The 2,604-nt window shown below is 61.3% G+C and carries 4 protein-coding genes; 1 reads left to right on the forward strand and 3 read right to left on the reverse strand.

What is annotated here, in order from left to right; genetic code table 11:
* The coding region (locus DBR20_RS02545) for a DUF1353 domain-containing protein (RefSeq protein WP_219927777.1) at nucleotides 1-324 on the reverse strand (324 nt) is incomplete at its 3' end.
* Between the two features lie 859 nt (nucleotides 325-1,183).
* Here DBR20_RS02545 and DBR20_RS02555 point away from each other — a divergent pair.
* Entirely contained in the window at nucleotides 1,184-1,642 is a 459-nt protein-coding gene (locus DBR20_RS02555; protein WP_108265078.1) for a JAB domain-containing protein, read from the forward strand.
* Between the two features lie 90 nt (nucleotides 1,643-1,732).
* On the opposite strand, the gene DBR20_RS02560 is transcribed toward DBR20_RS02555, so the two are convergent.
* Together DBR20_RS02560 and DBR20_RS02565 are read right to left on the reverse strand one after the other, a co-directional pair.
* Complete coding sequence (locus tag DBR20_RS02560) at nucleotides 1,733-2,164, reverse strand: helix-turn-helix transcriptional regulator (RefSeq protein ID WP_308812594.1); 432 nt, start codon at nucleotides 2,162-2,164, stop codon at nucleotides 1,733-1,735.
* Nucleotides 2,165-2,389, reverse strand: a complete 225-nt coding sequence (locus tag DBR20_RS02565) for a helix-turn-helix transcriptional regulator (protein ID WP_108265080.1) — start codon at nucleotides 2,387-2,389, stop codon at nucleotides 2,165-2,167.
* Between the last annotated feature and the right edge of the window lie 215 nt (nucleotides 2,390-2,604).

Genomic DNA, 2,604 nt, shown 5'->3' on the forward strand with positions numbered 1-2,604 from the left:
GCATAGCTGGGACCAGTACAGGTAGTCGTGAATGATGGCGGCCCGGCCATACCAGCCTGTCTTGGGGATGGCGATGTGAAGGATTCTCGGGATGGATGCTCCGTCATGCACGAAGCCGGCCGGTACCGTGATCACCTCCTGGGTGTCCCCGATCCGGTAGTTCAGATCCTTTTCGTGCAGCCAGAATCGTCCATCTGCGAACTCGGTGGTTGTGGCAGCGGGCGGCGCCACGCTGGGCATCCCAATCCAGTGTGAGCAGGCGCTCAATCCAAGGACTGTGGGCAGCAAGGCAAGTCGGCACATCAACGCGATCGTGCGGTTCATGAGTCCCCCTGTGGGGCCGGTCCTCGCCGGCCTGAGCGGATCCTACCTTCAAGCGTGGCCGGATGGCGCGATGGTCAAAAGCGACAGAGGAGGGGGGCTCGACGTGGAGGCGGGGGTTTGTTTGCTCCAATCAGGTCCATTTTGGTGGTTTTCAACCAGAAAATGACGGGCATTTATGACATCTGACCCGCTCAGATGCCCATTGCAGACTCTCTGCCTCGATCCAAAAACATTTCAGATACGTAGTACACCCATGAAGCCGGTGGTCATTGGCTTCGTGTGCGGCGTCACGCTGTGTGATGCCCTCTATGGGTGCAACTGATGATGAAGAGCAAGATCGAGTTGATCTACTGCGTCATGGTGGTGGCAACGGCTGTGTTGGCTGGGATAGTCAAATGCACCTCCGCCACCACCTGTATCAACTGCGGTGACTTCCTCGATCCGTAACCACCAACTCCATGGCATCCAGCACAAGGTCCGGCCCGTCCGGGCCTTATGCGTTCTGCCGTCTGTCTACAAAGGAAATGATGATGCATTTGATCGAAGTGTTGGCCCGTGCTGGCCGCAAGCTGTGGAAGGGTCTGGGTAAGAAGAGGCCTGGGCAGGAGTGCGCTCCCGGGCCGACCGACGGGGCCGTGTGCGCCCTCCAGGCAGGGGCAGAGGGAGGGGAGGTTGGCGTAGACAGCTGCGTTGCGGTGGCGATCAGTCGCTCGCGCGACCGCGAGGTGCCGCACTTCGGCAGCGTTGGAGACTCGCGTCGGCCGAATCTACGACGAGCTGGTGGTGAGGCCGGGGAGGGGAGGGTGTGATGCGCCCGCAGTTGCCTGTCGATCCGCTGGATCGCAGTCAATGTGCCGCCATGGAGGCTGCAGCCGTGGTCCGGGATGATCGGGCTATTGCACGCGCGCTGCGTATTCTGGCGCGGCGCGCCTGCAAGCCAGGCCAGAAGATGGGGGACGTATCCACATGCGGTGCGTTCTTCCGGCTCCGTCTGGGCAATGAGGGCAGGGAGCACTTCGAGGTGGCATTCCTCGATGCCCAGCATCGGCTTCTGGCGGTGGAGCGACTGTTCTCCGGCACGATCGACGGAGCGCATGTGTCGCCGCGGATCGTGCTCCAGCGGGCTCTGGCTCTGAATGCGGCAGCGATCATCCTGGCTCACAACCATCCAAGCGGCAGTCCTGAGCCCTCGGCTGCGGACAAGGCGATTACGACACAGCTGAAGAGCGTCCTGCAGTTGATGGACGTAAGACTGCTGGACCACTTTGTGGTTACAGGTGATCAGGCGCTCTCGATGGCTGGTCGAGGGTTGCTGTAGCGATCTGCCGGCGTACGGTGGCGGCATAGTGCCCGGCCGTGAGGCCGGGCACTGCAACTGCGACGAGCGATGGCCCTCAGGCTTACCGGATCAGGTGCCGTGGTCCGAGTCTTTGCTCACAATCTGCGCGATCAGTGCCGCACATTGCCCGGCGGATAGCTCTGCCAAAGCGGCTACGGCGGTGGCCACTTGGACCTGCTGGGACTCGCTCATCGAGCCCAAGGACAGAACCGCGTCGGCCATCGCAGGTGTGCTTGTGAGCAGATACGCAGGCGGAACACCAAGCGCATCTGCGAGGACAAACAGCGAGTCCAGGCTGACGGCCATGGATTCACTCTCATACCGACTGATTCGAGCAGATGCCGTGTCCTTGTCCAGCCCCATACGCACTCCGACTTCCCGTTGGCTGAGTCCGCGAAGCTGACGGGCTTGGCGCAAGCGCTTAGCTACGACTCTGCGCGGCGGGAGAAGGGCGGTGCTCATCGAGCTGAACGATGAACGGCACGATGGGTGTGAAGGCATTCAGTCAAGGAGGGATCCGGGACGCACCGCAAGCGCAATAGCGATGCGCTCGATGTTGTAGATCGTCACGTTCTTCTCCCCGCGCTCGATCATCCCGATGTAAGTCCTATGAACACCGGCGGCTTCGGCCAGATCCTCCTGCGACAGCCCGCGCTCCTTCCTCAATCGCCTGACATTGCCAGCGAAGATGGTGACCAGCTGAGTTTCGTGCGCGCCTCGAGCCATCCAGAGATGGTCTCGATTTGAATACTATCATTCGACATACTACGATTAGCATTGGCAGCGCCAGGAGTCCCCCTGAAGCGATGCGTTGGCGTCCTCAACTCTGCCGTGCGTGGATGGGCTGGGCTACCGCTAGATAGGCGGCGCTCCGCGATCGACAGATCGAAAGTTGAGGGCGCGACCGGACGGGGCTCAGTGGTGCTCGTCATGAGGTTCCC

The organism is Stenotrophomonas sp. HMWF023 (assembly GCF_003060985.1).
In the GTDB taxonomy this organism is placed as follows: domain Bacteria; phylum Pseudomonadota; class Gammaproteobacteria; order Xanthomonadales; family Xanthomonadaceae; genus Stenotrophomonas; species Stenotrophomonas lactitubi.

Coding starts and splice junctions, on each gene's coding strand:
- DBR20_RS02565 (WP_108265080.1), bottom strand. CDS start 2,389: ATGGCTCGAGGCGCGCACGAAACTCAGCTGGTCACCATCTTCGCTGGC.
- DBR20_RS02555 (WP_108265078.1), top strand. CDS start 1,184: ATGGAGGCTGCAGCCGTGGTCCGGGATGATCGGGCTATTGCACGCGCG.
- DBR20_RS02560 (WP_308812594.1), bottom strand. CDS start 2,164: ATGCCTTCACACCCATCGTGCCGTTCATCGTTCAGCTCGATGAGCACC.